A 25,009-nucleotide genomic window follows, 5' to 3' on the forward strand; every position below is an offset into this window, starting at 1 on the left:
CCGGCAGCCTGAAGCGGGAGGCAAGTCATGAGCCCGTCCCGTCCCTTCATCATGCGCCCGGTGGCGACCTCGCTCCTGATGCTGGCGATCGTGCTGGCCGGCGCCATTGCCTTCCGCTTCCTGCCGCTGTCGGCATTGCCGCAGGTCGACTTCCCGACGATCCAGGTACAGACCCTGTATCCCGGCGCCAGCCCGGAAGTGATGGCCCAGACCGTCACCGCGCCGCTGGAGCGCCAGTTCGGCCAGATGTCGGGCCTGCAGCGCATGAGTTCGACCAGCGCCGCCGGCGTATCCATCGTCACCCTGCAGTTCGCGCTCGGCGAAACGCTCGATGTCGCCGAGCAGGAAGTGCAGGCGGCGATCAATGCCGGCAGTTCGCTGCTGCCGGCCGACCTGCCGGCGCCGCCGGTTTATGCGAAGGTCAATCCCGCCGACGCGCCGGTGCTGACTCTCGCCATCACTTCCGACACCCTGCCTTTGACCGAGGTGCAGAACCTCGTCAACACCCGCCTGGCGCTGAAGATCAGCCAGGTGTCCGGCGTCGGCCTGGTCACCCTCTCGGGCGGGCAGCGCCCGGCGGTACGGATCCAGGCCAATACCCAGGCGCTCGCTTCCTACGGGCTCGGGCTCGACACCCTGCGCACCGCGATCACCGCCGCCAATGCCAACAGCGCCAAGGGCAGCTTCGATGGTCCGACCCGTTCCTATTCCATCAATGCCAATGACCAGCTGCTCACCGCGGACGATTACAAAAACCTGATCGTTGCCTACCGCAATGGTGCGCCCGTGCGCATGACGGACGTGGCGCAGGTGGTCGACAGCGCGGAAAACGTCCGGCTCGGCGCCTGGTCGGGACTGAAGCCGGCGATCATCCTGAACGTGCAGCGCCAGCCGGGCGCCAACGTGATCCAGACGGTCGACGCGATCAAGGCGCGCCTGCCGGAACTCCAGGCCGGGCTGCCGGCGAGCGTGCGGGTTGATGTGCTGAGCGACCGAACTAACGGCATCCGCGCCTCGGTCGAGCACGTGGAGCTGGAGCTGGTGCTGGCAGTGGTACTGGTGGTGCTCGTGATCTTTGCTTTCCTGCATGACCTGCGGGCGACGGTGATTGCGAGCCTGGCCGTGCCGATTTCGCTGATCGGTACCTGCGGCGTGATGTACCTGCTCGGCTACAGCCTGAACAATCTCAGCCTGATGGCTCTGACGATCGCCACCGGCTTCGTGGTCGACGATGCGATCGTGATGATCGAAAACATCGCGCGCTACATCGAGGAAGGCGAAAAGCCGATGGCCGCCGCGCTGAAAGGCTCGAAGCAGATCGGCTTCACCATCATTTCGCTCACGGTGTCGCTGATCGCGGTGCTGATTCCCCTGCTGTTCATGGGCGACGTGGTGGGACGGCTGTTCCGCGAATTCGCCGTGACCCTGTCCATCACCATCCTGATTTCGGCCGTGGTGTCGCTGACGCTGGTGCCGATGATGTCGGGCCGCTGGCTGCGCGGCCCGGGCGAGCATGGCAAGAAGGAAAGCAGGCTGCAGCGTGCGTTCGACCGCGTGATCGCGCGCTACGACACTGCGTTGCAGACGGTGCTGGCGCACCAGGGGGTGACGCTGGTGGTGGCCGTTGCCACGCTGGTACTGACCGCGCTGATGTACGTGATGATTCCCAAGGGCCTGTTCCCGGTGCAGGACACCGGCCAGCTGCAGGCCCGCATCGAAACCGCGACTTCGGTTTCCTATGCGCGCATGGCCGAGCTGCAGCAGGAAGCCGCGCGCGCCATCCTCGAGGACCCGGACGTCGATACCCTGAGTTCGGTGGTCGGTGTGGATGCGGCCAACAACACCATGCTGCATACCGGCAGCATGCTGATCAACCTCAAGCGCGAGCGTACCGGCTCGCAGCAGGAAACCATGGACCGGCTGCGCGAGCGCGTCGGCCACATCCCGGGCCTGACGATGTATCTCCAGCCGACCCAGGACCTCACCATCGATGCCGAATCCGGTCCGACCCAGTACCGGGTCTCGCTCGAAGGTGCCGACAATGCGACTGTGGTGCAATGGGCCGACAAGCTGGCGCAGCACCTGCGCGCCGTCCCGCAGTTGCGCAACGTGGTGTCGGATGCCGGCGCGACCGGGCTGGCTGCCTATGTCAACATCGACCGCGATACCGCTTCGAGGCTATCGGTCACTGCAGCCTCGATCGACGATGCGCTCTACAGCGCCTTCGGCCAGCGCATCGTGTCCACCATCTTTACCGAAACCAACCAGTACCGCGTGATCCTCGAAGCCCGCCCGGATCTGCTGACCACTCCGGAATCGCTCGGGCTGCTGCCGCTGCGCACCGGCTCCGGCAAGGCGACGCCGCTGTCGGCGCTGGCCAACATCAGCGAACGCCCGGCGCCGCTGCAGATCACGCACGTGGCGCAGTATCCGGCGACCACGCTCGGCTTCGACACCGCACCCGGCGTGTCGCTTGGCAATGCCGTCGATGCGATCCGCCAGGCGGCGAAAGACATCGGCATGCCCTCCAGCGTGTCCCTGACCTTCCTCGGCGCCGCCGGTGCCTACCAGGCGTCGCTGACCAACCAGCTGTGGCTGATCCTCGCCGCTGTGGTATGCGTGTATATCGTGCTCGGCGTGCTGTACGAAAGCTACATCCACCCGGTGACGATCCTGTCGACCCTGCCGTCGGCCGGCGTCGGCGCCTTGCTGGCGCTGATGGTCAGCGGGCAGGGCCTGGGCGTGATCGGCATCATCGGCATCATCCTGCTGATCGGCATTGTGAAAAAGAATGCCATCATGATGATCGACTTCGCCATCGATGCCGAGCGCAATGAAGGCAAGTCGCCGCGCGAAGCCATCCACCAGGCGGCGCTGCTGCGCTTCCGGCCGATCCTGATGACCACCTTCGCCGCCCTGTTCGCCGCGGTGCCGCTGATGCTGGGCTGGGGCGAGGGCGCGGAACTGCGGCGGCCGCTTGGCCTGGCCATCTTCGGCGGACTGATCGTCAGCCAGATGCTGACCCTGTTCACCACGCCGGTGATCTATCTCGCCTTCGACCGCCTGACGCGGCGCCGGGCGGGCAGGCTGGAAAGCGGAGTGGCACAGTGAACCTGTCCGGACCCTTCATCCGACGGCCGGTGGCCACGGTGCTGCTGACCATCGGCCTCGCGCTGGCCGGCATTGCCGGCTTCTTCGTGCTGCCGGTATCGCCGCTGCCCCAGGTCGATTTCCCCGTCATCTCGGTCAGCGCATCGCTGCCCGGCGCCAGCCCGGAAACCATGGCGACCAGCGTGGCCACGCCGCTGGAGCGGCGGCTGGGGGTGATTGCGGGCGTGAATGAAATGACGTCGAGCAGCGGCACCGGTTCGACCCGCATCAGCCTACAATTCGACTTCAGCCGCCAGATCGATGCCGCCGCGCGCGAGGTGCAGGCAGCCATCAACGCCAGCCGCGCCGACCTGCCGGCCACCCTGAAAAGCAATCCGACTTACCGTAAGGTGAATCCCGCCGCTGCGCCCGTGATCATTCTTGCGCTCACGTCGAAGACGCGCTCGCCCGGGCAGGTGTACGAGGAAGTGTCGAATCTGGTGCAGCAGAAACTTGCACAGGTGCCGGGCGTGGGCGATGTCGAGATCGGTGGCGGCTCGCTGCCGGCGGTGCGGGTGGAAATGATTCCCTTTGCACTCAACAGCTATGGCCTGAGCATGGAAGACGTGCGCGCCGCGATCCAGGCAAGCACTGCGAACCGGCCCAAGGGCGCGCTCGAAGGCAACGGGCGCCGGCTGCAGATCTATACCCAGGCGGGCGCCGGTAGCGGCCGCCCGCGCGCCGCGGATTACCGCGGGCTGGTGGTGGCATGGCGCAACGGCGCGCCGGTCCGTCTGGCCGATGTGGCGGAAGTGGTCGACGGGGTGGAAGACACGCATACCCTCGGCTTGTTCAATGGCGAGCCGGCGGTGATCGTGCTGGTCACCCAGCAGCCGGGTGCGAACGTGATCGAGACTGTGGATGGCGTGCGCGCGCTGCTGCCGGAACTGCAGGCGCAGCTGCCGCAGGATGTGCAGCTGCGCGTGGCGTCCGACCGCACCAATTCGATTCGTGCTTCCCTGCATGAAATCGAAGTCACCCTGCTGATCTCGGTGGCGCTGGTGGTGCTGGTGGTGAGCGTATTCCTGCGCAGCCTGCGCGCGACCATCGTGCCGGCGGTGGCGACGGTGGTATCGCTGCTGGCCACCTTCGGCGTGATGTACCTGCTCGGCTTCAGCCTCAATAATTTCAGCCTGATGGCGCTGACGGTGGCGACCGGCTTCGTGGTCGACGACGCAATCGTGGTGCTGGAGAACACCAGCCGCCACATCGAGCAGGGCATGGATCGCTTCCGCGCCGCTCTGCTCGGCGCGCGCGAGGTCGGCTTCACCGTGCTGTCGATCAGCCTGTCGCTGGTGGCGGTCTTCATTCCGCTGCTGTTCATGGGCGGGCAGGTCGGCCGGCTGTTCCGCGAATTCGCGGTGACCCTGTCGGCGGCGGTCCTGATCTCGATGGTGATTTCACTCACCACCACGCCGATGATGTGCGCCTGGCTGCTCAAGCGCGGCGGCGAGGGCAACGAGGCACGCCGGCCCGGCCGCGTGGCGCGCTTCTTCGAGCGCAGCTTCGGCCGGGTGCAGCGCAGCTACGAGCACAGCCTGGACTGGGCCTTGCATCATCGCTGGCTGGTGCTGTTCATCCTCGTCGCGGTGGTCGGCCTGAACGTCTATCTCTTCATTGCCGCGCCCAAGGGTTTCTTCCCGCAACAGGATACCGGCCAGCTGAGCGGCGGCCTGCGTGCCGACCGCAGCATTTCCTTCCAGGCGATGCAGGGCAAGTTGCGCCAGATGGTCGACATCATTCATCGCGATCCGGCGGTCGACACCGTCGTGGGCTTCACCGGCGGCAGCCGCGCCGGCGGCGGCTTCCTGTTCATCAACCTGAAGCCGCTTGACCAGCGCAAGGAGAGCGGACAGGCGGTGATCGCGCGCCTGCGGCCGCAACTTGCCCGCATATCGGGCGTGAGCCTGTTCCTGAACCCGGTGCAGGGTGTGCGCATGGGTTCACGCCAGAGCAATTCCACCTACCAGTACACGCTCAAGAGCGACAGCAGCGCGGACCTCAAGACCTGGGCGCTGAAGCTGGCCGATGCGATGAAGCAGCAGAGTGCGCTGGTCGATGTCGACACCGACCAGGAAGACAGCGGCGTCGAAACCTTCGTCACCGTCGACCGCAATGCGGCGGCGCGGCTGGGCCTGAGCGCGCGCGACGTCGACAATGCGCTCTACAACAGCTTCGGACAGCGCCAGGTGGCGACGATTTACGACGAGCTCAACCAGTACCACGTGATCATGGAAGTCGCGCCGAAGTATGCGCGCAGCCCGGAATCCCTGAACGATGTGTATGTCCCGGCCAAGGGCACTGCCGCCACCGGCCCGACGGGAAGCGGCACGGCCGGCGCGGCCACTGGAGCGGCAGCCAACTCTGCAACCGGCACCGGCTCCAGCGCGGTGGTGTCCAGCACCACTGGCGCGAACAGCACCGGCAGCACCAGCGGTACCGCGGCCGCGAGCGGCAATGCCGTCATCAATCCCGGCCTGCGCGACCAGTCGAGCGGGCAGGCCCTGAGCACCGCGCCGACTACCATGGTGCCGCTGTCCGCCTTCGCCCGCTTCGCCGAGAGTTCCACCTCGAGTTCGATCAGCCATGAGGACGGCGAGCTGTCCACCACCATCTCCTTCAACCTGGCCGAAGGCGCGACGCTGAGCGATGCCCAGGCGGCAGTGCGCGAAGCGGAAGCTGCGATCGCCATGCCGACCAATGTGCGCGGCAGCTTTGCCGGCACGGCGCGCAGCTACCAGGAATCGCAGGGCCAGCAGCCGCTGCTGATCGCCGCCGCCCTGGTGGTGATCTACATCGTGCTCGGCGTGCTGTACGAAAGCCTGGTGCACCCGGTGACAGTGCTGTCGACCTTGCCGTCGGCCGGCGTCGGTGCGGTGCTTGCGCTGCTGCTGTTCAAGATGGAATTCTCGATCATTGCCCTGATCGGCGTATTCCTGCTGATCGGCATCGTGAAAAAGAATGCGATCCTGATCATCGATTTCGCGCTGCAGGCGGAGCGCGCGCGCGGCCTGTCTCCCTTTGAAGCCGTGCGCGAAGCCTGCCTGCTGCGTTTTCGCCCCATTCTCATGACCACGCTGGCGGCCGCCCTCGGCGCGCTGCCGCTGGCGATCGGCTTCGGCGAGGGTTCCGAGCTGCGCCGGCCGCTCGGCATCGCCATCATCGGCGGCCTGATCGCCAGCCAGGTCCTGACACTGCTCACCACGCCGGTCGTCTATCTCCTGCTCGACAAGCTGCGCCGGCGCAGCCCGAGCGAACAACAATTGAGCCGCAACGCGGCCGAAGGCTTACAGACTCCATGAATCGATCCCTGCGCTTGCCTGCATCCCTGTCCCTGCGTCCACGGTCCCTGGTGCTGGCCCTCTGCCTGTGCGGCATGGCCGGTTGTGCCGTTGGCCCGCAATACCAGCAGCCCGCAGCTGCCGTGCCGGCCGCCTTCAAGGAAGCCCAGGGATGGGTGCAGGCTGCGCCCGCGGATGCATTCGACCGCGGCGAATGGTGGACGCTGTTTGGCGACCCGGCATTGAACGAGCTGGCGGCTGCCGTCGAAGTCTCCAACCAGAATGTCGCCGCCGCCGCCGCCGCGTATGCGCAGGCGCGCGCGCTGGTCGGACAGCAGCGCGCGGCGCTGTTCCCGGAAGTGTCGCTGAATGCGGATGCCAGCCGCTCGGGCACCCGTGGCGGCACCGGCACGGCAACGGCGAGCAGCCGCAGCGGCACCAGTTACCAGGCGAGCATAGGCGGCAGTTGGGAACCCGACGTCTGGGGCCGGCTGCATCGCGCCGTTGCGAGCGCCGGCGCCAGCGCCCAGGCAAGCGAAGCCGATCTCGCGTCAGCCCGCCTGTCGGCGCAGGGAGAACTCGCACTGAATTATTTTTCGCTGCGTGCGGCTGATGCACAACTGACCCTCCTGCGCGACACCATCGCCGGCTACCAGCGGGTATTGCAGATCACGCGGAATCGCTACAACGCCGGCATTGCGCCGAAGACCGATCTGTTGCAGTCGCAGACCCAGCTGGCGAGTGCGCAGGCCGACTATGAAGACGTATCCCGCCAGCGCGCCCAGCTCGAGCATGCCATCGCGGTATTGGTCGGGAAGGCGCCGGGCGATTTCACGCTCGCGCCTGCCGCATGGAATATTTCGGTGCCGCAGGTGCCGGTCGGCCTGCCTTCCGCGCTGTTGCAGCGGCGGCCCGATATCGCGGCCGCCGAGCGCCGCGTGGCCGTGGCCAACGAGAACATCGGCATTGCCCAGGCCGCGTATTACCCGAGTTTCCTCCTGAGCGCTTCCTACGGCAGCACGGCCAGCCGCGTCGCCGACCTGTTCTCGGCGCCGACCAGCCTGTGGTCGCTGGGGCTGTCCGCGGCGCAGACGCTGTTCGATGCCGGCGCCACTCGGGCGCGGGTGGCAGGCGCGCGGGCTGCGCACGAGCAGGCCGTCGCTATCTACCGGCAGACCGTGCTCACCGCATTCCAGGGTGTGGAAGACCAGCTGGCTGCCATCCAGACGCTGGCACGGCAGGAGGAATTGCGGCGCGAGGCGTCGCGCGCAGCCGACGAGGCGGAAGCGCAGATGCTGAACCGCTATAGCGCCGGCCAGGTGGTGTACACCGATGTCGTCACCGCCCAAGTGACGGCGCTGTCCGCACGGCGCGCCCTGGTGCAGGTCCAGGCCAACCGCCAGGCAGCCGCGATTGCCCTGATCCAGGCGCTGGGCGGCGGCTGGCAGGTGGCGCAGTAGCCGTTGCCGGACCGCGCATTGTCCGACATGGCGACAAACGCAAGGCCGTGTGCCGATGGCATGTGGTGAAGTCGAAATCGCATCAGCGGCCACCGTGCGGCGAGCCTGCTGCGATATCCGCTTTACATCAGTCCCAGGTCGTGCAGGATGGCCTTCGTGATCGAAAGGCGTGCAGCAGCATCTTCGTTATTCCTGATCTCCACATTGGTGGCAAAGAAATGCACCTGTCCCTCCCGCTCCAGATAGCCGACAAGCCATCCGACCTGCGGTGCGGAAGGATCACCTAATCCGGCCCATCCGGTCTTGCCGCTGAGTCGGTACGAAGGGGTTTCTTCCAGCACCAGCATGTCCTTGACGATGCGGGTTGTGCGTTCGGACACGCCCAGTTTCCCGAAATAGAAGCGCCGTAAGAAATCGACTTGCTCATCGGCGGAAATGCGCAGGGCGCCGGTGAGCCAGAACCGGTCAATGCCGCCGGATATGTTGCGGTTGCCATATCCGAACTGGTCGACATATGACTGCATGCGCTCCGGTCCGATGCGTCGTGCAAGTTCCTGGTAGTACCAGACGACCGAGTCCTTCAGCGCCGTCCGTAGGGTGTGGTCCCGGTTCCAGGCGGCCGGCCACCACGGCTGGCGAGGAGCGACCGCCTCGTTTCGGCTGAGCGCGAACTCCGGCCCGGTGGCGACTCCGGATTCCAGTGCGATCAGGGAATTCGGGATCTTGTAGGTGGACGCGGGCAGAAACCTCGTCCTCGCCCGTTCCCGGTTATGACGCAGGTAGTGTCCTGTCTGCGCGTCCAAGAGGACAAAGGTGCCTTGCACATGCGCCTTGTCGAATATGGCTGCGATATCAACACGATGTTTCGCCGCTACGCCGTCCGCATTGGCGGTCGAGGCAAACAGTGTGATGCCAGTGGCAGCCATTGCAAGCAAGAGCCGAATTATTCGTTGCATGTCATTCCCTTTCAAAAATGCTGTTCCATAGGACGAAGCGCTTGAGCTTAATGCGACGGAAAGGATAGAACGCGAACCGCAACCGGCCAACCACCGAAGCGTAACCACTGTAACATCACAAGCTGCTCGAATTCGGACTTGCCATTGCCATAGTGATGATGTCTTCCATCAAGATCGACCTCTTGCCCCCATGCCGGGTGAACGGCAGACCTGCTCGATACCAGTCGCTCTGGCTGCTTCTCGCCGTCTTTTATGCACAGCGAACTGACAATTCCAGCGTGCCGGCATCGGCGGTACTGGCGCGCTTTCCGGGTAATGCCAATCTGCGCATGCTGGTCTCCCGGGCCTTTGCGGATTTTGCAGCATGGGGAGTCGCGATCGGGTGGGGCCATGACCGTACGCGTACGCCTGCGCTGCTCTCTCCAATGCGGCGCAGTCAAGGCCCATTCTGGATGGACGCAGCCAGTGCGGGACGGTTGCGAATCCAGGTCAGCGGCAAGGATGCAGACTTGTCCGCTATAGCCAGGTTTCTGGGTCGCGACCCGGCAGAACGGAGGAGGCCCGACCCGGTCAGCTATGCGATGCAGGATGTCACTTATTGGAACCATCTGACCCACGCGATGCGGGTGGCACGGGATGGCTTCCCGATTGTGTCGGAAGCCAATGTGGCGGACAGCTTCCGCGCAGCGCAGCAGTCCGCGCAAGACGATTTCCAGGCAGCGCTGTCGGTATTGAAGGAAAGCCTTGCATGGCGCAAGCAAGGTGTCCTGGAGCGTAGCGAGCAGGCCCTTGATCGCCTCGGCCGGCATCTCGGGAGGTCCGAAGTGTCCGCGTCGATGCCAACTCTTGCCGCGATGGCGCACATCGCGCGCGGATGGAATTCGTATAACCGCGGCAAGCTGGTTGCTGCCCATGCCGAACTGGACCGTCTCACGGCAGATTCGGAGCTGTGCCTAGTCATTCGCTATAACCCTCGAGTACGCTTCGAGTATCTCAATCTTCGAGCGCTGCTGCATAAAGCCACGGCCTTGAATCAGCGGCGCGCCGATCGGGATGAGCGGGTACAGTCCGCGGCCCAGGCGATATCCGGTTTTTCGGAAGCGCTCCAGGCAGCTTATGAGGCTGATTCGATCGAGGCCGCGCAGGATGTCGCCGCCAACATCGGCCTGACGCTATGGCTATGCTGGCAGAACGGATTGATCGAAATGCCGCAAGGGCAGAGTGCAGAGGCAGTCCAGACGCAGGCATTGCGCTGGCTAGGCCTGTCGGAGTGGATCTGCGATCGATTTGGTGTCGGCGGGGATTCGGCTTGGAATACGATTTTCCTGTTGCGGATCGTGCGCGGCTGTTGTCGGATCGGAAAGCAGAAAATCGCCGTGGAAGACTTTCGCGCACAGTCGCCGCTGACAGTGAGGCAGGTCCTGGATGCGACACGCCCTTTCCATGCACCATTCTCTCCGGCGAAGGGCTATGTCGATTGGTCTCGTGTCGCAGCTTTTGCTCTGGAAGAGCATGAGGCTGGCCGTGCCATTTATGGTCCGCTGCAGCTTGCCAATCTGCTGCTGGAATTCGCCTGGTATTCAGTGCATGAGCAAGGCTTGTGCAAGGAAGCTTATTTCGCTGTGGAACAGCTCGCAAGGCTGTTGACGACGCTGCAGCCGACGGAGCGGCGCTTCTTCAGCGAAAACCTGAAGACCTTCCCGGACGTTTTGCAGATGGCTGCGAAGGAAGCAATGAAGTCCGTGACGGAAAGTGGCAGCGACAAGCGCTGATCTATAGCCTTGGCCACGTGGTGTACACCGGTGTCGCGACTGCCCAAGTATTGGCACAGTCCGTATGGCGTGCCCCGGTTCCTGCCGTTTAACAAGGTGCCTGAATGAAAAAGCGGGTGCAGGGACCCGATCCCCGCACCCGCTTTGCTCTTCCGTGCCGGAACTAATGGTCCTGCAGGGATCGATCAGGCGAACTTGCCGATCTTCTTCTCCACCGCAGCGCGCACCGAGCCGCTGGTGACGAAGGATCGTGCCACCTGGATGTCGTTGTGGAACCAGCGGTCGCCGTCGAGGCAGGCCGGGATCTGGCGCCGTACTTCATCGTAGGCGGCCTGCGTGCCTTCCCCGAGCACGAAGCCCGGCAGCAGGGACTCGGTCATGGTCAGGGCCTGTGCGGCGAACAGCATCTCGACGCCGATGATGTACTGGGTGTTGGCAACGATGGTCGCTGCCTTGCGCGAGCACCAGGTCGAGTTCGAGATGTGGTCTTCGCTGTTACCCTTGGCCGGGATGCTGTCGACGCTGCCCGGCATGCAGAGGGTGCGGTTTTCCATCACCAGCGCGCTCATCGAGCATTGCACCACGGGATAGCCGGTGTTGACGCCGCGGATGCCGCTCATCAGGTTGCGCGGCAGGCCCCAGGACAGGGTCGGGTCGATCAGGCGGGCAATGCGTCGCTCGCAGATGCTACCGAGGTCGGTAACGGCCATTGCCAGCAAGTCCATCGCCTGCGCCAGGTACTGGCCGTGGAAATTGCCGCCGGAGATGATCTCGAAGCCGCCGCCTTCCTTGGAAAAGATCAGCGGGTTGTCAGTGGCGGAATTGATTTCCCGGCCGACGATGGTATCGATGTAATCGAGCGCGTCGAACACCGGGCCGTACACCTGCGGCGAGCAGCGCAGCGAATAGACGTCCTGGATGCGCGGCGTGTAGGGGATGTCGGTGCGGCGCAGTTCTTCCGGGAATTGCACGGCACGCGCTTCATGCGTGGTGCGGGTCGAACCCTTCAACAGCTTGCGGATGATCGCCGCGGTCTTGATCTGGCCGGCATGGGGACGCGCCTGCTGGATGCGGTCGTCGAAGGCCGACATTTCCGCGCGCATCGCTTCCAGCGTCAGGCCGAGCGACAGGCAGGCATCCGACAGCAGGTTGCGCGCATCATGTGCGGCGAGCACCGCGACCGCGAGCGACACGGTGCAGCCATTGATGATGGCCGAGGCATCCTTGGCCTTGAGCTCGAACTTGACCGGGCCGATCCTGGCTTCGGTGATCGCCTGCGGCGCGCTCATGCGCTTGCCCTTGTACATCACCTCGGCTTCTTCGAAGCCAGCCAGCGCCGCGCCCAGGTAAGCCAGCGGCGCCAGGTCGCCGGACGCGCCGACCGAACCCTTCTGCGGCATGATCGGATGGATGCCGGCATTCAGGAAGGCGAGCAGGCGATCCACTACTTCCGCGCGTGGCGCGGAATAGTTGGAAGCGAAGGCGTTGGCGCGCAGGAGCATGGTGGCGCGGCTGACTTCTTCCGGGAACGGCTCGCCCATGCCGGCGGCGTGGGCCTTGATCATCTGAGTCTGGAACAGTTCGATGTTCTCGACCTTGATGCGGGTGTCCTTGAGCAGGCCGACGCCGGTGTTGAAGCTGTACATCATCGGCGCTTCGTCATGCATCCAGGTCGCTTCGATGTAGTCGCGGCTTTGCTTGAGCGCATCGCGCGAGGATTGCGCCAGCCCGACTTTCACGCTTGGGTCGCGGGCGATCTGGATCACTTGTTCCGCAGTGAGGGTGAAGCCGTCGATGAGGATGGTGGTCATTGTTGTTCCCGAGTGTCTGGTTGATATTGATGGTTTGGTACGGTTGCGGCTTTAACGCTTCGCCGCAAAATGCTCGACAAAGCGGCTGAACACATTCGCAGCGATCTGCGCGTCTTCCGCCGTCATGGTCTCGTCCGGATGGTGGCTGATGCCGCCGTTGCCGCAGCGTACGAACAGCATCGCGACATCGGTGATGGACGCGATCGCCATCGCATCGTGCCCGGCACCGGAAGGCAGGTGCCGCACTGGCAGGCCGAAGCTGCCGATCGCCTTGCCCAGCTGCTCCTGCAGCCAGGGTGCGCAAGGCACACTCTTCGCTTCGTGGGTGGGATTGATGTCGAGTGCGACCTTGCGGCGCGCGGCGATGTTCTGCATTTCCGCCAGCACGTCGCGCACCGCAGCCAGGCGAACGTTGTCGGTTTCGGCCCGGACGTCGATGGTGAATACGGCCTTGCCCGGCACCACGTTGGCAGCGCCGTTCGGCACATCGAATTGGCCGACGGTGCCGACCAGCCCGGGAATGCCGGAACAGCGCTTTTCGATGTAGAGGCCGATTTCGGCGGCCGTCATCGCCGCGTCGCGCCGCAATCCCATCGGCACCGTGCCCGCGTGGCCGGCGAGGCCGGTCGCGGTGACCAGGAAGCGCGAAGCGCCGGAAATTGCGGTGACCACGCCGACCGGCAGGTTTTCGTCGAGCAGCACCGGTCCCTGTTCGATATGCACTTCCATGAAGGCCAGCACGTTTTCCGGCTTGTGCGCAGCTTGCGGCAACCCGGCCGGATCGAAACCGGCTTCGCGCATCACTTCGCGCATCGTCTTGCCCTGATCGTCGCGCTTGTCCAGCACGGTGTTATCGAAGGTGCCGGCGATCGCGCGGCTGCCGAGCAGGGTGGCCTTGAAGCGCACGCCTTCTTCCTCGGCGAAGCCGATGACTTCGATGGCGAACGGAAAGCGCTTGCCCTGGCGGTGCCAGTCGCGGATGCAGGCGATCGGCAGGAGGATGCCGAGATTGCCGTCGTATTTGCCGGCGTTGCGCACGGTGTCGAAATGGGAGCCGGTCAGGAGCGCGGGCGCATCCGGCGTCAGGCCTTCGTAGCGGCCGATGACATTGCCTGCGGCATCGCGCCGCACGATCATCCCTGCTTCCTGCATCCAGGCAGTGAGCGTGGCGGCGGCGCCGTGATGGGCATTGGTGAGATAGGTTCGGGTGAGCCAGTCCGGGGATTCGCTGTGGCGGGCGAGTTCGTCCGCCCATTGCATGATCAGTGTGCCGCGCGAGTTGTCGCCATCCATATGCGCTCCGTCAAGAGAGTGATTCGGTAAATTGGATTCTAATATCGTATCCAATTATTGTATACAATAACGACCGTGTGCGCGTCGAAAAGTGGCTTCGACAGGCATCATGGCGGAGTATGATGACTGCCTTTGCCGTCATGCTGCGGAAAGTTTGAAAGGAATTTTGCTGGTATGGCTAAGCCGGATTCAGAAGACAAGCCGGGGAGCTCGAAAGAGATCGCGGAGGATATCGCCGCCGCCATCGCGGCGCGCAAGCTGCCGCCCGGAACGAAGTTGCGCGAAGAAGCGCTGAGTCGCCTGTATTCCGTGAGCCGCACCAAGATCCGCGCCGCCCTGCTGATCTTGTCCAAGGACAAGCTGATCGACATCATTCCGGACAAGGGCGCCTTCGTGAGCCAGCCGGGCGAAGCCGAGGCGCGCGAGATCTTTGCCGTGCGCCGCATCATCGAAGCGGCGCTGGCGCGCGAGTTCGTTGCCACGGCCCGCCCCGCGGACTACCGCAAGCTGGAAGCCCATCTGAAGGCCGAGCATGCCGCGCTCTCGGGCGACGACTCGCAAGTGCGTTCCCGCCTGCTCGGCGATTTCCACCTGTTGCTGGCCGACGTGGTCGGCAACCAGGTATTGAAGGATATCCTGAGCGAACTGGTCGGCCGCAGTTCCCTGATCACCATGCTGTACCAGTCGGAGCGGGACGCGGCTTGCTCTTCCGACGAGCATGTGCGTTTCCTGAAGGCGGCGAAGACGGGCGATGCCGACGCCGCAGTGCAAGTGATGCTGGAACACCTGAACCATGTCGAGGCGGCGCTGCAATTCGACGGGCCCGTCGAAGACAGGAAGAAGGATCTGGTGGCCGCTCTGCTGGCCTGACGGCCTGATGCAGAAGCACGCGATGCGCAAGCGTTCATGTTGACGAGGCAAGATGCACCGTTCACCGCAGATTTTTTCGTACTTGTCGTCTCGATCCCTGTTTCGGGCGACACCCCGGGTGTAGAATCCGCAGCTTATTTCAACGGAGTTTTTTGATGGACGGTTCCAGTTGTCGATCTTGTATCGGCGGAACGCGAACAAGGTAATCAGCAGGTTCCTTCCTGCCGCTGCCTTGCCGCAATGGCAGGTGGTGGCATCGGGCTCGGCCGGATCGCGCCCGTTCTTTCCCCCACTTCCTTATTCGATCGGGCCACACACCGCCGCCACGGCGCAGGCTTGCCGACGGCTGCATGCGCAAGCTCCCGGCACAAAGCGTCCGTGCCTGCGAGACTGAGCGTCCGACAACGGTTCCCGCGAAGAACCGGATCGTCCCCGAAAGGGATATGCAGATGTCCGAAGTGACGATGCCCCGGCAGCCGGGTCATTCCCTGCTGCGCACCGCCCCCAACCGCTGGGACTGGATACTGCTGCCGCTGGTGCTTGGCGTGCTGGTCGCGCTCGCCTATGGCGCAATGCAGATGAGCCGGCCTTTCGTGATCGGCGTGCCGACGCCGATCTCTCTCGCTCCGGAGAACCTGCCTTACTATCTGCTGCGCACCATCCTGCGCATGTTCACGGCGCTCGGCTTCGCGCTCCTGTTCAGCTTCATCTTCGCTGCCGTTGCGGCGAAATACCGGGCTGCGGAAAAAGCGCTGATCCCGCTGCTGGACATTCTGCAGTCGGTGCCCATCCTCGGCTTTCAGGCGATCGCGATCGCGCCTTTCATCGCGCTGTTTCCCGGCAACGTGCTGGGCGTGGAATGCGCGGCGATCTTCGCTATCTTTACTTCCCAGGCCTGGAACATGGCCTTCAGCCTGTACCAGTCGATCCGCACCGTGCCGCCGGAACTCAGCGAAGCGGCCCGCATCTTCCGCCTCTCGGCCTGGCAGCGCTTCTGGCGGCTGGAACTGCCGTTCGCCATGCCGGGGCTGCTGTGGAACATGATGATGTCGATGTCCGGCGGCTGGTTCTTCCTGGTCGCGGCCGAAGCGATTTCGGTGGCCGGGCAGGACATCAAGCTGCCGGGCATCGGCGCCTATATCGCGGTGGCGATCGAGGACAGGAATGGCACCGCGATCGCCTGGGCGATCGGCGCCATGCTTGCCGGGATCCTGCTGTATGACCAGCTGTTCTTCCGGCCCTTGCTCGCCTGGGCGGACAAGTTCCGCTTTGAGGAAACCCAGGGTGATACGGCGCAGCGCTCCTGGCTGCTGGACTGGGGCCACCGCAGCCGCTGGTTCCGTGCGCTCGCCGACCGCTTCTGGGCCATGCTGCGCGGCGCCCTCGGCTGGTTCGGCCGCCGCACCGACGGCACCGCGCCCGGGACGGCGCCACGCGCGCCGCATCCATTCTGGGCGCGCGCCTGGGATGGGCTGCTGGCAGCCGCCGCCGTGCTGGCGCTGTACCGGCTGGCGATCTTCGTGCATGCCGATGTCGGCTGGGCTGAAGTGGTGCACGTGATCGTACTCGGCATGATCACGCTGCTGCGGGTGCTGCTGCTGATCGCCCTGGCGTCGGTGGTGTGGGTGCCGATTGCCGTCTGGCTCGGCCTGCGTCCGCAATATTCGCAGCGGGTGCAGGCGGTGGCGCAATTCCTCGCCGCCTTTCCGGTCAACCTGTTGTTCCCGCTGGTGGTGTACGCGCTGGCGCGCCTGAAGCTCAATCCCGATATCTGGCTCAGTCCGCTCATGGTGTTCGGCACCCAGTGGTACATCCTGTTCAACGTGGTGGCTGGCGCATCGACCATCCCGAGCGAGCTGCGGCTGGCGGCCGACAATCTCGGCCTGAAAGGCTGGCTGAAATGGAAGCGGGTCTACCTGCCGGCGGTGTTTCCGAGCTATGTCACCGGGGCGATCACCGCCAGCGGCGGCTCGTGGAATGCCAGCATCGTGGCTGAGTACGTAACCTGGGGCAAGACGACGCTGGTTGCCGCCGGCCTGGGCAGCTACATCCGGGAAATGACCGATGCCGGCGATTTCCACCGCATCGCGCTCGGCATCGGCGTGATGTGCATCTTCGTCATGTTGTTGAACCGGTTTTTCTGGCGCAAGCTTTATCTGCTGGCAGAAGACCGCAGCCGTTGAGGAGGCATCGTGACCCCCAAGGTCCTGATTGAATTGAAAGGCGTGTCGAAATCCTTCCGTGCCGCCGACGGCGCGCCGCGCACGGTGCTCGACCATGTCGACTTTTCCCTCGCCGAAGGCGAGATCGTTGCGCTGCTCGGCAAGTCGGGTTCGGGCAAGTCCACGCTCTTGCGCATCATGGCCGGCCTGATCCCGGCCGATGCGGGCCGCGCGGTCTATCGCGGCCAGGCCATCTACGGGCCGGCAGCCGGAATTGCGATGGTGTTCCAGTCCTTTGCCCTGTTTCCCTGGCTGACCGTGCAGCAGAACGTGGAACTCGGGCTGGAAGCGCAAGGCGTGCCACCGGAAGAGCGCGCCAGGCGTGCCGATGCGATGCTGGAACTGATGGGCCTGGCCGGGTTCGGCGGCGCCTTGCCGCGCGAGCTGTCGGGGGGCATGCGGCAGCGGGTGGGCATTGCGCGCGCGCTGGTGACCGATCCCGACGTGCTCTTGATGGATGAAGCCTTTTCCGCGCTGGATGTGCTGACCGGCGAGACCCTGCGCGACGACATCCTGGAATTATGGGAGAGCAAGCGGATGCCGACCCGGGGCATGCTGATCGTCTCCCACAATATCGAAGAAGCGGTCATGATGGCGGACCGCATCATCATCCTCTCCAGCAGTCCGGGCCGGGTGCACAACGAAGTCAGGGTCGAGTTGCCGCGGCCGCGCGACGTCGATTCGATCGAGGTCCGGGCCCTGGTCGACGAGGTCTACGGTCTGATGACGATGCGTCCCGTGGTGGAAGCCGCCGGCAGCGCCGTCCCGGAGACGCACCTGGGCTACCGCCTGCCGGAGACGGATATCAGCCGCCTCGAAGGCGTGCTCGAATTGCTGGCCGACGAGCCCTTCGGTGGCCACGCCGACCTGCCGCGGCTGGCGGAGGAAGCGGAGCTGTCGGACGAGGAATTGTTCCCGGCATGCGAAGCGCTGGCCCTGCTCGGGCTGGCGCAGGTGGAAAAAGGGGATATCACGCTGACTCCGCTCGGCCAGCGGTATGCGGAAGCGCATCAGGCGCTCAAGCAGGAAATCTTCGGCCAGCAATTGCTGACCCATGTGCCGCTGGCAGCGCACATCCGCCAGGCCCTGGAACAGGATCCAGCCGGCAGCCTGCCCGAAGAGCCGTTCCTGCAATTGCTGGAAGAATTCATGAAGGCGGATGAAGCCAAGCGCGTGCTGGAAGTCGCCATCGAATGGGGGCGCTATGGAGAAGCGTACGAATACGATTTCCACACTGGCCGCCTGAAGCTGCCGGACGAGGAGGAGGAGTAGCCCTTGCCGCTCTCCCGAGGCAAGCGGTTTCCCGATCAGGACCGGCCGGCATGCCGCGAAAACAAGAACCTCGCGAATCAGCCAGATCTCGCGCAGGCAGTAAAAAAACTTGCGCGCTCAGCGGAACTCTTGCGAGGCAGATCCTACCAAGCAAAACAGAGATGAGTTTCCCAACAGGGCAAAAATGGCGCGTGTCGATGTCAGGGTTCAACAACTCGAACTATTGGTTGAAGCTGCATGTCGATACGGCGTCGTCATGGAGCTGCTTCTGACTATCCGCGAGATGTACAACGGAAATGAACTGGAAGCGGATGCCAGCGAGCTCATCGAGTCGGCATCGGTTGCTGCTCTGCTGGCCAAGGCCGAGCGGCTGAACCAGGGAATCGACGCGCAATAGGGACGGCGGCAGCCTGACCGCGATTGAGGGTTTTGTTCCATCAACTGACACCGCTAACTCAGTCGCGATACGGTCATCGAAGGCAGCGAGCGGACGCAGTCCAGCTCATTGCCTTCGGGATCCTTGGCCGCGACCAGGTGCACCCAGGCCAGGACTTCATCGATGCTGGCGATTCCGCTTAACAAGGTCGTTCGCGCCCTCTGGTAAACCTCTAGAGGTTTTTCCCCTTCCATTTCTTCGCCTTCAGCCTCCGCGCCATTCCCCGGAATTTGCAGAGTCCGGCGCAGCAGGCGCTCCACATCCTCCAGGTCGGACGTCAGGATCCCGCGCAGCGCCATCATGCTGGAGACGGCATCATCGGTATCCTGCACACTCAGTATCCCCATTTTCTTGATCCCTTTTCAATTCTCGGTAAAGACAACAGGCTAGAAATCAAAATACCGGATTTGCTCCCCGATTCAAGCGATAGCTTGAGCGTGCTCAAGCGAACGACGAGGCCTTCGCTTGAACGCAATTTCCCTCCGTCGAACCGCTTGCGAGATCGCAATTCCACAAGAGCGGATCCGCAAAAAGAAGGGGGGAACGTGTACGGAAACGAGGGTGGAAAGAGAGCCGGTTGCGGCTGCTGTTTCCGGGGGGCAGGCAAAAAAAAGCCCGCTGTCCATGTGGCAGCGGGCTGAACCCACTTCTTGGAGATAGTGGAGGAGACAGGGCGTATAGTGACAGTTCCGCCGGGAAGGAAAAACCGTGCCAGCGGCAATGCTTTATCTCCGAAACGGCAACAATTGCCTTTCGACACGTTTCTGCCATCCGTTTGCTTCCCCTCATCCTCGGCAAAGTTTGATAATTATCTAGCCAGGCTGCCCGATTCGGCGAATCATTGACGACTATACTGAGTTTGCATTTGTCGCGGTCGGTCGAGCGAGATGGCCAGGTATTTTCCGGAGATAAAGCAGTTCTTGGCCCGGAAGCCGGCATCGTGAATGAAGGAAAGTCCCGGCCTGCGCATGCTGTCCCGAGGAGCGGGTGAAATGACGGCAATTGTTCGAATCGACGATGAAGTCATCGGCACCGAAGATTTCGTCCGGCTGCTGAAATTGTCAGGCCAGTTCGACAGCCTGATCGAGCAACTCGTCCGGGACAAGCTGACGGTGCGTGTGGCCAAGAAGCAGGGGATCAGTGTTTCGCCGCAGGAAATACAGGACCGTGCCGACCAGTTCCGCAGGGTGCAGGGACTGCATCGGGCGGCCGACATGAACCAGTACCTCGATGCGCTCGGTGTCAGCCTCGATGAATTCGAGGCATTCATCACCGACAACCTGTACCAGGAAAAAATGATGGCGCAGGTCTGCAGCGACCAGGCCGTGGAAGACTACTTCAAGCTGCATTCCCCCAGGTTCGACAGCATCGAGGTGAGCCATATCGTCCTCGATGCCGAAAACAAGGCGAAGGAAATGATCGCCGTGCTGCAGGATGACCCTGACAGCTTTGCCGAGATGGCCCGGGAACATTCCATGGCCGATACCCGCGAACAGGGAGGCGTCATCGGCAAGGTGTTGCGCGGCTCCCTCAAGCCCGATATCGAAGCCAGGATCTTCAACGCCGAGCCCGGCGACCTGCTCGGCCCGTTTCCTTCTCCCGACCGGTCTTTCTATGAAATCTTTGCGGTGAATGGCAAACATCCGGCCAGTCTGGATGAGGAAACCGCTACCGAAGTGCGGCGCCTGCTGCGCGAGGATTGGCTGATGGCGCGGGCGCAGGAACACATCATCGAGGCGAAGTAGTGATGCTGGCACCGTTCTTGTTCCCACCCCTTCAAGGGGCGCAGCGGCTTTTTCGCAACGAAAGCCTTGTACCCGCGGGGTCCGAGCGGCTTGCAAGCTGCGAGGTGGAGGCTAGCCCAGGGATGGGTTGAACATTGGCGATGCTGAAACCGCCAAAACCCATTTCCAGCCTAAGCTCCACCGTGAAGTGGAAGAGGCGAACATCCAGCCGACAAGTACATGGACGCATCACCCAAACCGCAGTCCCTTGCCGATTTCCTGGCGTCCGTGGAAATCCTGTCGCCCTTCACGCGCGAACAGATCGAGGCGCTGGCCGCGCATGCCCAATCCAAGTCTTATGCATTCGGCGATACGGTGTGCAATGCCGGCGAACCCGCCGGCGGACTGTACGTCATCAAGTCCGGTTCGGTCCGCATCTTCACCGAAGAGCAGGGCAAGGAAATCAGCATGGGCGTGCGCAAGGCGGGCGAGGTATTCGCCGAGCTCGCCATGCTGCGCGAGCACTGGCATGAATCCTCGGTGCGCGCCTCGGTCAAGACCGAGCTGCTGTTCATCGCGCGCGAAGCAATCGCGCCGGTGATCGCCCAGAACCGCGCCGCCCTGGATTTCATCACCAGCTATGTCGCAATCAGCTCGGCCGGCGGCTTCGTCACCCGGCTGTTCGACCTGCGCGGCAAGGTGAACAAGGGCGAGCTGGAGGAAGTCATCCGCAGTGTCGGCGTCAAGCGCGTGCAGGCCGGCAAGGAAATCCTGCAGCAGGATGCGCGCGACGATCGCCGGCTGTATGTGATCCGCCAGGGAGAAGTGCGGGTGGTGCGCCGCGAGGATGGTACGGAATATCCGCTGGCGACCTTGCGCCAGGGCGAGATTTTCGGCGAGAAGGCGTGCCTGATGCGCCAGGAACAGATGGCGACCGTAATCGCCAGCACCGATACCACGCTGCTGGTCATCCCGGAAAAGACGGTGCACCAGGTCCTAGAGCGCAATCCGAAGCTGCGCGAAGTGCTGGAAGACCGCATCCGCTTCATCGAGCGGGAATTGCAGCGGCAAAAGAAACTCGCGGAACGGCGCAAGCGGCCGGTCACGCTCGACCTGAAGTCCAACCCCGAGTTCGGCGAAAGGCTGATCAAGCGCTTTGCCTGGGTCGAGCAGGCCGAGGAAATGGATTGCGGCGCGGCCTGTCTCGCCATGCTGTGCCGGCACTACGGCATTTCCATGACCCTCGGCAAGCTGCGCGAACTGGCGAACGTCACCACCCAGGGCGCGACCCTCGACAGCCTCGCGCGCGCCGGCGAAGCGCTCGGCTTCATCACGCGCGGTGTCCAGTGCACCTATGAAGCATTGCTCGGCTTCGAGCTGCCCTTCATCGTGCACTGGGAGGGCTATCACTATGTCGTGGTGTATGGCATTTCGAAGCAGCAGGTGTGGGTGGCGGACCCGGCGGTCGGGTTCAGGAAGATGAGCGTGGAAGAATTCGAGCGCGGCTGGAACGGCACCTGCCTCGTGTTCACGCCCGGCCAGAACCTGGTGCAGCTGGCGGCGTCGCGCTCGCCCTGGATCCGCTTCGCGGCTTACCTCAAGCCTTACAAGAAAATCCTGGCGCACCTGTTCCTCGCCACCTTCGTGATCCAGATGCTCGGCATCGTGCCGCCGCTGATCATCCAGAACATCCTCGACGGCGTCATCGTGCACCAGAACGTCGGCCTGCTGCACCTGCTGATCGCCGGCCTCATCATTTCCAACCTGTTCACCCAGCTGATGACGGCAATCCGCGCCTTCCTCGCCAACTTCATGGTGCGCAACATGGACTTCGCGATGATGTCGCAGTTCTTCAAGCACACCATGTCCCTGCCGTTTTCCTTCTTCGCCAAGCGCAAGGCGGGCGATGTGCTGGCCCGCTTCGAGGAAAACCTGACGATCCGCGCCTTCCTCACGGAATCGACCGTCACCACGCTGCTGAACCTGCTGATGGTGTTCATCTATTTCACCATCATGTTTCTGTACAACGTGAAGATGACCCTGGTGCTGATCGCCTTCGTGCTGCCGATCCTGGCACTCACCGTGCTCGCGACGCCGCGAGTGAAGAACTATGCGCGCGAAACCTTCACGTCCGGCACCGATGCCAAAGCCTTTCTGATGGAAACCCTGGGCGGCGTGGAAACGGTCAAGGGCATGGGCATCGAACGGCCGGTGCGCCTGAAATGGGAAAAGAAATATGCGAAGGCGCTGGACGTGCAGTACCGGGCGCAAGTCTTCAATATTCTTGTCACCTTCGCCGGCCAGCTGCTCAATGCCGCCACCACGGTGGCCATCCTGTGGGTCGGCGCCAGTCTGGTGCTGGCGCATGAATTGACCATCGGCCAGCTGGTCGCCTTCAACGCCCTGATGGGCAGCGTGCTGGCGCCGCTGATGGGGCTGGTGAGTCTATGGAGCCGCCTGAACGATGCCATCGTCGCCATGGAGCGCCTGGGCGATGTGCTCGAAATGGAGCCGGAGCAGAAACCGGAAGACTTGCCGTCACGCGTGCTGCTGCCCGACCTGCAGGGCGAGATCCGGCTCGAGAACATCTATTTCCGCTATGGCGGCAATGAAACGCCGTATGTGCTGGAAAACATCAGCCTCGATATCAAGCCGGGTGAGCTGGTCGCCATCGTCGGCCGCAGCGGTTCCGGCAAGACCACGCTGGCGAAAATGCTGGTCGGCTTTTATCCGCCCACCGAGGGCAGGGTGATCGTGGACGGCTATGACATGAGCGTGATCGACAAGGATTACTACCGCGCCCAGGTCGGCTATGTCATGCAAAGCAACCTGCTGTTCTCCGGGACGATTGCGGAAAATATCGCCAGCGGCGACGAGAGCCCGGATCGGCGCCGTATCGAGGAAGTGGCGAAGATGGCGGATGCGCATGCCTTCATCAGCAAGATGCCGCTCGGTTACGAACAGGTGGTGGGGGAGCGCGGCATGGGCTTGTCCGGCGGGCAGATCCAGCGCCTGTGCATCGCCCGCGCGCTCTACCACGATCCACGCCTGCTGGTGTTCGACGAAGCTACGTCCGCCCTCGATACCCAATCCGAGAGCAACATCATCGGCAACATGAGCGAGATCCTGCGCGGGCGCACCGCCGTCATTATCGCGCACCGCCTGTCCACCATCATGCGCGCCGACAAGATCCTCGTGCTGTACGAAGGCGCGGTGGTCGAGCAGGGCCGGCACGAGGAACTGGTGGGCAGGCGCGGCATGTATTACCAGCTGGTCCAGAAACAATTGAGCGCAGCATGAAACTCTACAATCCCGGCATCAAGAGCGGCTCCGCCATGTCCTATGCGGGCCTGATCGAAAAGATCGAAATCCTGCGCTCGACCCTGCGCTGGGCATCGCGCCTGGAGCGGCCGGAAATCGAAAAGCTGCTGCGGCAAACCGGCGCGCTGCGCGACGAAGTGATGCAGCTGTCGCACAAGGAGCGCTTCGTGCAGGCGGCGACCGCCGAACCGATTGAGATCGAACTATCGGCAAGCGCGCGCCGCCAGGCTCTGCTGGAGCGCAGCTTCGCGTTCGAGGGGACCTTCGGCGACAACCCGAAACTGCTCGATGCCCTCGAGATCGCGGAAAAGGCCGCACCCACCGACCTGCCGGTCCTGATCGACGGCGAAAGCGGCACCGGCAAGGAACTGATGGCCAAAGTCATCCATGCCAACGGTGCGCGCGCCGACATGCCCTACATCTCCGTCAACTGTGGCGCGATTCCCGACAGCCTGATTGAATCCGAACTCTTCGGCCACAAGAAGGGCGCTTTCACCGGCGCGGCCAATGACCGCAAGGGCAAGTTCGAAAGCGCGCACAAGGGCACCATCTTCCTCGACGAGATCGGCGAGTTGCCGCTGACCGGGCAGGTGAAGCTGCTGCGCGTGCTGCAATCCCATGAAATCCAGCGGGTCGGATCGGATGAGGCCATTTCCGTCGATGCCCGCATCGTTGCCGCCACCAACAAGAACTTGCGCCGCCTGAGCGAAGAGGGCAGGTTCCGGGAAGACCTGTTCTACCGGCTCAGCGTCATCCACGTGACGCTGCCGCCGCTGCGCGAGCGCCGCGACGAGATTCCACTGCTGGTCCAGTACTTCGGCGACGAAGCGGCCGAGGCGCTCAAGCGCCGCCCGATCAAGATGACGCCGCGGCTGCGTGACTTTCTGTTGAATTATGCCTACCCGGGCAACATCCGTGAACTGCGCAACCTCATCTACCGGATCTCCTGCCTCGCCGGGGAAGTGGCGGATCTGGGGCATCTGCCGGAAGACATCCGGCCGCGGCCAACTCTCCCTGCGACACCCGATGGCGCGGCAGTCGGAAACGGCATGACGATTCCCGTTTCGCTGAGCGATGCCAAGCGCGCCGCCAGCGACGAGGCGGAACGCGCCTTCCTCGAGCGCGGCTTGCAGGAAGTCGGCGGCACGGTGGCGGAACTGGCAAGGCGTTGTGACATGAACCGGTCCCACTTGCAGATGCTGTTGAAGAAGCACGGCATCCATTCCAAGGACTTTCGCAAGCAGGCGGCGACGCAGGGCGGGAAGGGCGGCTGATTGCGACGGTTTTCACGAGCGTGAAAGCGAAACAGGGAGGTAGGGTGCGCCGTGCGCACCGGAATTGCATGGTGCGCACGGCGCACCCTACCTCCGGACAAAACCGGGATATTTGGCCGTGAAGATCTGCGCAGCCTGTTCAGCAAGGGCGTATCTAGTGGCGTTTG

At 63.5% G+C, this 25,009-nt stretch carries 15 protein-coding genes; 11 read left to right on the plus strand and 4 right to left on the minus strand.

Translation table 11 applies throughout. The annotated features are described in order from the left end of the window. Window positions 1–27 precede the first annotated feature (27 nt). Genes HGHM_RS17520 through HGHM_RS17530 form a run of 3 tightly spaced genes read left to right on the plus strand, consistent with a single transcriptional unit; the run spans window position 28 to window position 7,891 of the window. Window positions 28–3,111, plus strand: a complete 3,084-nt coding sequence (locus HGHM_RS17520) for an efflux RND transporter permease subunit (RefSeq protein ID WP_019142865.1) — start codon at window positions 28–30, stop codon at window positions 3,109–3,111. Then, a complete protein-coding gene (locus HGHM_RS17525) occupies window positions 3,108–6,452 on the plus strand; it encodes an efflux RND transporter permease subunit (RefSeq protein WP_019142866.1) in 3,345 nt (1,114 codons plus the stop codon). The genes HGHM_RS17520 and HGHM_RS17525 overlap by 4 nt, the downstream gene beginning before the upstream one ends. Then, window positions 6,449–7,891 carry an efflux transporter outer membrane subunit gene (locus HGHM_RS17530; protein ID WP_020693864.1) on the plus strand — a complete coding sequence of 481 codons (1,443 nt, stop codon included), beginning with the start codon at window positions 6,449–6,451 and terminating at the stop codon, window positions 7,889–7,891. Before HGHM_RS17525 ends, HGHM_RS17530 begins: the two co-directional genes overlap by 4 nt. A 122-nt stretch (window positions 7,892–8,013) precedes the next feature. Here the strand turns inward: HGHM_RS17530 and blaOXA are convergent, their stop codons facing one another. Continuing rightward, entirely contained in the window at window positions 8,014–8,847 is an 834-nt protein-coding gene (gene blaOXA, locus HGHM_RS17535; protein ID WP_026076160.1) for a class D beta-lactamase, read from the minus strand. A gap of 155 nt (window positions 8,848–9,002) precedes the next feature. On the opposite strand from blaOXA, the gene HGHM_RS17540 reads away from it, so the two are divergent. Next, on the plus strand, window positions 9,003–10,619 hold the full coding sequence (locus HGHM_RS17540) for a hypothetical protein (RefSeq protein ID WP_019142869.1): 1,617 nt from the start codon (window positions 9,003–9,005) through the stop codon (window positions 10,617–10,619). Window positions 10,620–10,804: 185 nt separating this feature from the next. Here HGHM_RS17540 and HGHM_RS17545 read toward each other — a convergent pair whose 3' ends face one another. Both HGHM_RS17545 and HGHM_RS17550 read right to left on the minus strand, forming a co-directional pair. After that, complete coding sequence (locus tag HGHM_RS17545) at window positions 10,805–12,430, minus strand: HAL/PAL/TAL family ammonia-lyase (RefSeq protein ID WP_019142870.1); 1,626 nt, start codon at window positions 12,428–12,430, stop codon at window positions 10,805–10,807. A 51-nt stretch (window positions 12,431–12,481) separates the two neighbouring features. Next, the gene (locus HGHM_RS17550; protein WP_019142871.1) at window positions 12,482–13,723 is read right to left on the minus strand and encodes an allantoate amidohydrolase; all 1,242 of its coding nucleotides are present in this window, start codon (window positions 13,721–13,723) and stop codon (window positions 12,482–12,484) included. Window positions 13,724–13,897: 174 nt separating this feature from the next. Between HGHM_RS17550 and HGHM_RS17555 the strand changes: the two genes are divergently transcribed. From HGHM_RS17555 to HGHM_RS23280, 4 genes are all read left to right on the plus strand, one after another. Then, window positions 13,898–14,593, plus strand: a complete 696-nt coding sequence (locus tag HGHM_RS17555) for a GntR family transcriptional regulator (RefSeq protein WP_019142872.1) — start codon at window positions 13,898–13,900, stop codon at window positions 14,591–14,593. A 449-nt stretch (window positions 14,594–15,042) separates the two neighbouring features. Beyond that, window positions 15,043–16,776: an ABC transporter permease gene (locus HGHM_RS17560; protein WP_026076161.1), complete on the plus strand. Its 1,734-nt coding sequence runs from the start codon at window positions 15,043–15,045 to the stop codon at window positions 16,774–16,776. A 9-nt stretch (window positions 16,777–16,785) separates the two neighbouring features. Next, a complete protein-coding gene (locus HGHM_RS17565) occupies window positions 16,786–18,087 on the plus strand; it encodes an ABC transporter ATP-binding protein (RefSeq protein WP_019142874.1) in 1,302 nt (433 codons plus the stop codon). 256 nt (window positions 18,088–18,343) lie between these two features. Continuing rightward, a complete protein-coding gene (locus HGHM_RS23280; protein WP_019142875.1) occupies window positions 18,344–18,484 on the plus strand; it encodes a hypothetical protein in 141 nt (46 codons plus the stop codon). Between the two features lie 53 nt (window positions 18,485–18,537). Here the strand turns inward: HGHM_RS23280 and HGHM_RS17575 are convergent, their stop codons facing one another. Beyond that, window positions 18,538–18,870 (minus strand): hypothetical protein, encoded by a 333-nt coding sequence (locus HGHM_RS17575; RefSeq protein WP_019142876.1) that lies wholly within the window; start codon window positions 18,868–18,870, stop codon window positions 18,538–18,540. A 645-nt stretch (window positions 18,871–19,515) separates the two neighbouring features. Between HGHM_RS17575 and HGHM_RS17580 the strand changes: the two genes are divergently transcribed. The 3 genes from HGHM_RS17580 (at window position 19,516) to HGHM_RS17590 (ending at window position 24,842) form a co-directional block, all read left to right on the plus strand. Next, entirely contained in the window at window positions 19,516–20,268 is a 753-nt protein-coding gene (locus tag HGHM_RS17580) for a peptidylprolyl isomerase (RefSeq protein ID WP_026076163.1), read from the plus strand. Window positions 20,269–20,487: 219 nt separating this feature from the next. Next, complete coding sequence (locus HGHM_RS17585) at window positions 20,488–23,547, plus strand: peptidase domain-containing ABC transporter (RefSeq protein WP_019142878.1); 3,060 nt, start codon at window positions 20,488–20,490, stop codon at window positions 23,545–23,547. Further along, window positions 23,544–24,842: a sigma-54 interaction domain-containing protein gene (locus tag HGHM_RS17590; RefSeq protein ID WP_019142879.1), complete on the plus strand. Its 1,299-nt coding sequence runs from the start codon at window positions 23,544–23,546 to the stop codon at window positions 24,840–24,842. The genes HGHM_RS17585 and HGHM_RS17590 overlap by 4 nt, the downstream gene beginning before the upstream one ends. The last annotated feature ends 167 nt before the right edge of the window (window positions 24,843–25,009 follow it).

The organism is Noviherbaspirillum massiliense JC206 (genome assembly GCF_000312045.1).
Taxonomy (GTDB): domain Bacteria; phylum Pseudomonadota; class Gammaproteobacteria; order Burkholderiales; family Burkholderiaceae_D; genus Noviherbaspirillum; species Noviherbaspirillum massiliense.

Bases quoted from the DNA above. Each gene is read 5' to 3' on its own strand.
- HGHM_RS17520 (WP_019142865.1), top strand. From the start codon at position 28: ATGAGCCCGTCCCGTCCCTTCATCATGCGCCCGGTGGCGACCTCGCTC.
- HGHM_RS17530 (WP_020693864.1), top strand. From the start codon at position 6,449: ATGAATCGATCCCTGCGCTTGCCTGCATCCCTGTCCCTGCGTCCACGG.
- blaOXA (WP_026076160.1), bottom strand. From the start codon at position 8,847: ATGCAACGAATAATTCGGCTCTTGCTTGCAATGGCTGCCACTGGCATC.
- HGHM_RS17540 (WP_019142869.1), top strand. From the start codon at position 9,003: ATGATGTCTTCCATCAAGATCGACCTCTTGCCCCCATGCCGGGTGAAC.
- HGHM_RS17545 (WP_019142870.1), bottom strand. From the start codon at position 12,430: ATGACCACCATCCTCATCGACGGCTTCACCCTCACTGCGGAACAAGTG.
- HGHM_RS17550 (WP_019142871.1), bottom strand. From the start codon at position 13,723: ATGGATGGCGACAACTCGCGCGGCACACTGATCATGCAATGGGCGGAC.
- HGHM_RS17555 (WP_019142872.1), top strand. From the start codon at position 13,898: ATGGCTAAGCCGGATTCAGAAGACAAGCCGGGGAGCTCGAAAGAGATC.
- HGHM_RS17560 (WP_026076161.1), top strand. From the start codon at position 15,043: ATGTCCGAAGTGACGATGCCCCGGCAGCCGGGTCATTCCCTGCTGCGC.
- HGHM_RS23280 (WP_019142875.1), top strand. From the start codon at position 18,344: ATGGAGCTGCTTCTGACTATCCGCGAGATGTACAACGGAAATGAACTG.
- HGHM_RS17575 (WP_019142876.1), bottom strand. From the start codon at position 18,870: ATGGGGATACTGAGTGTGCAGGATACCGATGATGCCGTCTCCAGCATG.
- HGHM_RS17580 (WP_026076163.1), top strand. From the start codon at position 19,516: ATGACGGCAATTGTTCGAATCGACGATGAAGTCATCGGCACCGAAGAT.
- HGHM_RS17585 (WP_019142878.1), top strand. From the start codon at position 20,488: ATGGACGCATCACCCAAACCGCAGTCCCTTGCCGATTTCCTGGCGTCC.
- HGHM_RS17590 (WP_019142879.1), top strand. From the start codon at position 23,544: ATGAAACTCTACAATCCCGGCATCAAGAGCGGCTCCGCCATGTCCTAT.